Annotated in this window: 9 protein-coding genes; 5 read left to right on the forward strand and 4 right to left on the reverse strand. The window is 73.7% G+C overall.

What is annotated here, in order from left to right; genetic code table 11:
* Positions 1 to 366, reverse strand: a 366-nt coding sequence (locus VFW24_12085) for an endonuclease III (protein ID HEX5267503.1), incomplete at its 3' end; no start/stop codon positions are given.
* A 28-nt stretch (positions 367 to 394) separates the two neighbouring features.
* Here VFW24_12085 and mshD point away from each other — a divergent pair.
* Entirely contained in the window at positions 395 to 1,306 is a 912-nt protein-coding gene (gene mshD, locus VFW24_12090) for a mycothiol synthase (protein ID HEX5267504.1), read from the forward strand.
* A 19-nt stretch (positions 1,307 to 1,325) separates the two neighbouring features.
* Here mshD and VFW24_12095 read toward each other — a convergent pair whose 3' ends face one another.
* Complete coding sequence (locus VFW24_12095) at positions 1,326 to 2,135, reverse strand: VIT1/CCC1 transporter family protein (GenBank protein HEX5267505.1); 810 nt, start codon at positions 2,133 to 2,135, stop codon at positions 1,326 to 1,328.
* Positions 2,136 to 2,165: 30 nt separating this feature from the next.
* Here VFW24_12095 and rlmN point away from each other — a divergent pair, with 30 nt between their 5' ends.
* From rlmN to VFW24_12115, 4 genes are all read left to right on the forward strand, one after another.
* Positions 2,166 to 3,230 carry a 23S rRNA (adenine(2503)-C(2))-methyltransferase RlmN gene (gene rlmN, locus VFW24_12100; protein HEX5267506.1) on the forward strand — a complete coding sequence of 355 codons (1,065 nt, stop codon included), beginning with the start codon at positions 2,166 to 2,168 and terminating at the stop codon, positions 3,228 to 3,230.
* The gene (locus tag VFW24_12105; protein ID HEX5267507.1) at positions 3,227 to 3,580 is read left to right on the forward strand and encodes a hypothetical protein; all 354 of its coding nucleotides are present in this window, start codon (positions 3,227 to 3,229) and stop codon (positions 3,578 to 3,580) included. The genes rlmN and VFW24_12105 overlap by 4 nt, the downstream gene beginning before the upstream one ends.
* A gap of 45 nt (positions 3,581 to 3,625) precedes the next feature.
* On the forward strand, positions 3,626 to 4,081 hold the full coding sequence (locus VFW24_12110; GenBank protein ID HEX5267508.1) for a MaoC family dehydratase: 456 nt from the start codon (positions 3,626 to 3,628) through the stop codon (positions 4,079 to 4,081).
* Between the two features lie 61 nt (positions 4,082 to 4,142).
* Complete coding sequence (locus VFW24_12115; protein HEX5267509.1) at positions 4,143 to 4,736, forward strand: hypothetical protein; 594 nt, start codon at positions 4,143 to 4,145, stop codon at positions 4,734 to 4,736.
* Here the strand turns inward: VFW24_12115 and VFW24_12120 are convergent.
* Together VFW24_12120 and VFW24_12125 are read right to left on the reverse strand one after the other, a co-directional pair.
* Positions 4,682 to 4,927, reverse strand: a complete 246-nt coding sequence (locus VFW24_12120; GenBank protein HEX5267510.1) for a helix-turn-helix domain-containing protein — start codon at positions 4,925 to 4,927, stop codon at positions 4,682 to 4,684. The genes VFW24_12115 and VFW24_12120 overlap by 55 nt on opposite strands.
* A gap of 83 nt (positions 4,928 to 5,010) precedes the next feature.
* Positions 5,011 to 5,526 (reverse strand): hypothetical protein (locus VFW24_12125; protein HEX5267511.1); only part of this gene is annotated, 516 nt, incomplete at its 5' end.

Here is a 5,526-nt window from a genome sequence, read left to right on the forward strand (position 1 = left end):
CAGGGTCACGAGGTCGTCCATCTCGGGGGGCACCTGCCCGCCGAAGCGCTCCTCCACCGCCGTGGCCATCCCGATCAGGCTCTTGGCCTTGGACCGGAAGAAACCGGTCGGATGGACCATCTTCTCCAGGCGCTCGGGCTCGGCGGCGGCCAGGTCGGCCGGCGTGGGGAAGGCGGCGAACACCCCCGGGGTGACCAGGTTCACCCGCTCGTCGGTCGTCTGGGCCGACAGGATCGTGGCCACGAGGAGCTGGAAGGGCCCGTCGTGGCCGAGGGCGCAGAGCTCCGGGGCCGAGCCGGGGTACTCGCCGGCCAGGCGGCGCGCCGTCTCGCGCGCCCGACCCTTGGGGCTGCGGGGACCGGCCATGCCACCAAACGTAGTTACGGTGTGCCGGGTGCGGATCGAGGTGAAGCGGCAGATGGGCAGCGGGGACATCGCCGCCGTGTCCGGCCTGCTCGACAACGCCGCCCGCCACGACGACCATCCCGCCCTCGGCGACCACCAGTGGGTGGACCTGGTGCACGGGGGCCGGCAGGGCTTCGCCGGCCTGGTGGCCTGGGAGACCGGCCACGATCACCCGACCGGCTACGCCCAGGTGACCAAGGGGCCCGAGACCTGGGCCCTCGAGTACGTCGTCGACCCCCACCACCGCAACGACCAGCGGACCGTGGCGCGGGCGATCCTGAAGGCGGCGCTCGGGCTGGTGGCGCAGGAGGGCGGGGGCCACGTCCACATGTGGGTACCCCGCGCCGTCGAGGCGGACGACGAGCTGGCCCGGTCGTTCGGGCTCGAGCGCGGGCGGGAGCTGCTGCAGATGCGCCGGCCCCTGCCGCTGCCCCCGGAGGAGAAGGGCGTCGACACCCGGGCGTTCGTGCCGGGCCGGGACGAGGAACCCTGGCTCGAGGTGAACAACCGGGCCTTCTCCTGGCACCCGGAGCAGGGCGGGTGGGACGTCCAGACCCTGCGCGACCGGGAGGGGGAGGCGTGGTTCGACCCGGCCGGGTTCCTGCTCCACGAGCGCGACGGCCGCCTCGCCGGCTTCTGCTGGACGAAGATCCACTCCGACCGCAACCCGCCCCTCGGGGAGATCTACGTGATTGCCGTCGACCCCGACTTCCAGGGCCTGCGCCTGGGCCGGGCGCTGGTGGTGTCGGGGCTGCGCTACCTCGAGGGCCGGGGGCTGGAGACCGGGATGCTCTACGTCGACGGCGGCAACACGCCGGCGGTGGGCCTGTACAAGGACATGGGCTTCACCGTCGACCACACCGACCAGGCGTACGTCGGGGACGTGGCGGCGGCGTCCTAGACCCTCCCCCGATGGGGCGTCAGCCGGTCGACACCCCGAAGGCGGTGCCCACGCCGTAGGTCACCCCGGTGGCCACCACCAGGAACCCCAGCTGGCGGGCGACGGTCCGCACGAGCGACCGGCCGGTGAAGGCGGCCAGGGCCAGCCCGATCAGGACGGCGGCGACGGCGCCGAGAACGACCGACGCCACCACCGCCGGGATCCCGTGGACGAACAGCCACGGTGACAGCGGGATGGCCGCGCCCACGGCAAACGAGCCGAGCGACGACAGGGCCGCCTGGCGTGGTGCCCCGAGCGAGCCGGGGTTGATGCCGAGCTCCTCCCGGGCGTGGGTCTCCAGCGCCGTGTCGGGATCGCGCATCATGTGGGAGGCCATCTCGTCGGCTGCGCCGGCGTCGAGGCCCCGCCGCTCGTAGATCCGGGCCAGCTCGCGCTGCTCGGCCGCCGGGTGACGGCGCAGCTCCCGGCGCTCGAGCTCCAGCTCGCGCTCGAGCAGCTCCCCCTGGGCGCTCATCGACAGGTACTCGCCCGCGGCCATGGACCACGCCCCGGCCACCAGGCCCGCCACTCCCGCCAGGCGCACGAAGCTGCCGCCCGGGTGGGCGCCGGCAACGCCGAGGATCAGCGCCACGTTGGTCAGCAGCCCGTCGCTGACACCGAGCACCGCCGCGCGCGCCGCCCCGCCACTGACGTCCCGGTGGTGGTGGTCGGTGGTGTGGTCCCCCATGACCAGGCTGGACGGGTGGGTCCAGCGCCGGCGGGCGGCGGCCCGGGCGCGCCCCGGGCGCCGGGGCGAGACGGCCGGCTGGGGCTGCGGGGACGTTTCCACAGCCCCAACCTACCGCCGTAGCCTGGCCGAATGGCCCGTTACGACCTCAGCCGGGCCGAGGTGGCGGAGCTTTTGTCCGACCAGCCCCGCTACCGGGTGGACCAGGTCTGGGAGGGCCTGTACCGCCAGCTGAGTGTGCCGGAGGAGATGACCACGCTCCCCCGCTCGCTGCGCGATCGCCTGTCCGCCAGCGAGCAGCTCGCACCGGCGCTGCACGAGGTGGCCCGTTCGGACTCCGACCGCGGCGCCACCCGGAAGTGGCTGTGGGAGCTCGCCGACGGGGCCCGGATCGAGACCGTTCTCATGGAGTACGACCGGCGCGCCACTGTGTGCGTCTCCAGTCAGGCCGGGTGCGCCATGGGGTGCGGCTTCTGCGCGACCGGCCAGGCCGGCTTCGCCCGCAACCTGTCGGTCGGTGAGATCGTCGAGCAGGTCGTGCGGGCGGGGGCGGCCCGGCGCGGCGGCGACGCGCCCGCGGCCCGGGCCCGGCCCGGCCCGGCCCCGGCCCGCCCCGCCAACGTGGTGTTCATGGGCATGGGTGAGCCGCTCGCCAACTACCCGCGCGTCTGGGCGGCGGTGGAGCGGATGCACGACGACCTCGGCATCTCGGCACGCCACATCACGGTGTCCACCGTCGGCGTGGTGCCGGGCATCCGGCGCCTGGCCGGCGAGGACCTGCCGGTGAACCTGGCCGTGTCCCTCCACGCCGCCAACGACCGGCTGCGCGACAGCCTGGTGCCGATCAACCGTCGCTACCCGCTGTCGGCCGTGCTCGGCGCGTGCCGCGCCTACCGCCGGGCCAAGGGCCGGCGGCTGTCGTTCGAGTGGGCGCTGATCTCCGGGGTCAACGACCGCGAGGGGGACGCCGCCGAGCTGGCCGAGCTGGCCGTGCCTCTCGGCGCCCACGTCAACCTGATCCCGCTCAACCCGACGCCGGGATGGCCGGCGGTGGGGTCGGCCCCCGCCGTCGTGCGCACGTTCCGGGACCGCTTGATCTCGCTGGGGGTGAACGCCACCGTGCGCCGCAACCGGGGCACGGACATCGACGCGGCATGTGGGCAGTTGGCCGCCACGGGAGGCAAACTGGCGGGATGAGCAACCGCCGCTGGATCAACAACACGCAGCCCCAGACCCTCCAGATGGCGGTCATCCTGCTCTACCTCAACGCCGCGTTCATGGTGGTCTTCGGCCTGGTGGGCAAGGACTTCCCCCTGGGCCTGGCCCTGGTGGTCGGCCAGGCCGGCGGCGCCTACGGGACGGCCAACGAGCGCAAGTGGGGCTACGGCTTGGCCATCGTGATGGCCGTGCTCCCTCTCGTGTTCATCCTCACGGTCGGCGGGGTCGTGTTCGGCGGCACCCTGCTCGGGATCATGCTCCAGGTGGCGCTGGTGGCCCTGCTCGTGCATCCCCAGAGCCGGGAGTACCAGCGCATCTGGTTCAAGTAGCCGTCCGGAGTAGCCCGGCCGGGGACCGGCCCCTATGTTGGGCCGATGCCCACCACTGTCAGCGACCTCCCCGAGCTGAAGCGCCTCGTCGGCGAGCACCTCGGCCACAGCGAATGGCGCCAGGTGACCCAGGAGGCGGTCAACCTGTTCGCCGACGCGACCGGTGACCACCAGTGGATCCACGTCGACGTGGAGCGGGCCAAGTCCGGACCGTTCGGCGGTCCGATCGCCCACGGCTACTTCACCCTCTCCCTGGCCCCGGTGCTGCTCCCTGAGGTTCTGCAGGTCGGGGGGATCGCGATGGCGGTCAACTACGGGTGCAACAAGGTCCGCTTCCCGAGCCCGGTCCCGGTGGGCTCCCGGGTGCGCCTGGGCGCCACCCTCGCCGGGGTCGAGGACGTGGCCGGGGGCGCCCAGGTGACGGTGGACCTCAGCTTCGAGGTCGAGGGCCAGGAGAAGCCGGCGTGCGTGGCCCAGGTCGTCTACCGCTACCTCGTCTGACGGCACGGCCCGGGCCACTGCCGTCGGGCGGCGCTCGCCCCCCGACGGCGGAGCGCCGAGGGTGACGGACGGCCCCGACGACCTCGAGGCGACGGTCTCCCGCTGGGCCGCCGACGAGGAGGCCCGGGAGGTGGCGCGGATCCGGTCCGCCGCCCGCCGGCTGACCGAGGAGGCGGCCGAGGAGAGCGACCTGCCCGGGGTCCTGCGGCATCTCCGGGCGGATGGATGCCCCGTCCGGGTAACGACCGGCCCGGGACGGACCCACCGGGGCGTGGTCCGGGCCGTCGGCGATGACTACCTGGCCCTGGCCACCGAGCGGGCGTGGGGGCTGGTGGCGCTCCGGGCGGTGGCGGCGCTGCGGGTGGACGGGGCTGGGCCGGACGGGACTCGGGCCGCCGGGGCGATCGGCCCGGACTGGTCGGACGTCCCTCCCGCCCGGCTGATCGACGCCGTCGAGCGCCTGGCCGGCGAGGACCTTCCCGTCCGGGTGCACACCACCGGGGACACGGTCGGGACCGTCGGGGAGCTCAGCTCCGTGGGTGTCGATCACCTGCAGCTGGCGTGCGACCCCGATCCGCCCCTCCGGGCGGCCGGCACCCTCTACGTGCCGTTGGGCTCGCTGGCCGAGCTGTGGCTGCTCTTCAGGTCGGGGTAGAGGTGCTCGAGGCTGCCCGGGGCGATCCGCGAGGCCTCGATGAACCGCTCCACGTCGTCGGCCTTGAGGCGGATGACCCGGCCGAACCGGTAGGCCGGCACCATGCCCTCGTCGATGAACCGGTACAGCGTCCGCAGAGTTATCCCCAGCTCCTCGGCCGCTTCCCGGGTCCCTAACCATGTTGTGGACATCTCGGTCAACGCTAACCGGCATCCCATTGAATTTGGTGGATCGTCATTACGCGCTCCGCGTATCCGAACCCTCACTCAGAGGGTCAGCAAATGACCCGGCGGGGAACGGCCGTCCCGGCGTCTCCGGCCACCGTGGCGGTGGCCCGGGCGTGCACGGTCGTCGTCGAGCCGAACCCGGGCACGGCCCGGCCGAAGACCGGGCGGACGGTCCCGCTCAGGCTCACGCACACCTGGCGGCCCACGACCTGGACGACCGGTGCGCCGGTGAGGGTGACGCCCGACAGCCGGGCGTCCCCCACCGAGGCGAGAGCCACCCGGGTGGCGGCAGCGGGGTCGAGCACCACCCGGCCCGACGAGTAGTAGGGAGCATCGGCCACGGCCGAGGCGGCGTCGGTGGCCGCGACCGAGGCGGAGTTCTCCAGCTCGCGCTGGCCCAACCAGACCGACGCGCTGTCGACGACCAGGGCGCCCAGCACGAACAGCACGAGCACCGCCGCCGGCACCAGCATGAGGGCGCTGCCCCGCTGGCGGTCGTCAGCCCGCCGCACAGGAACCCGTCCCGGGAAGCCCGCTGCGGTAGGGATCGACCAACTCGCTCT

This window comes from Acidimicrobiales bacterium, assembly GCA_036273495.1.
Lineage (GTDB): Bacteria > Actinomycetota > Acidimicrobiia > Acidimicrobiales > JAJPHE01 > DASSEU01.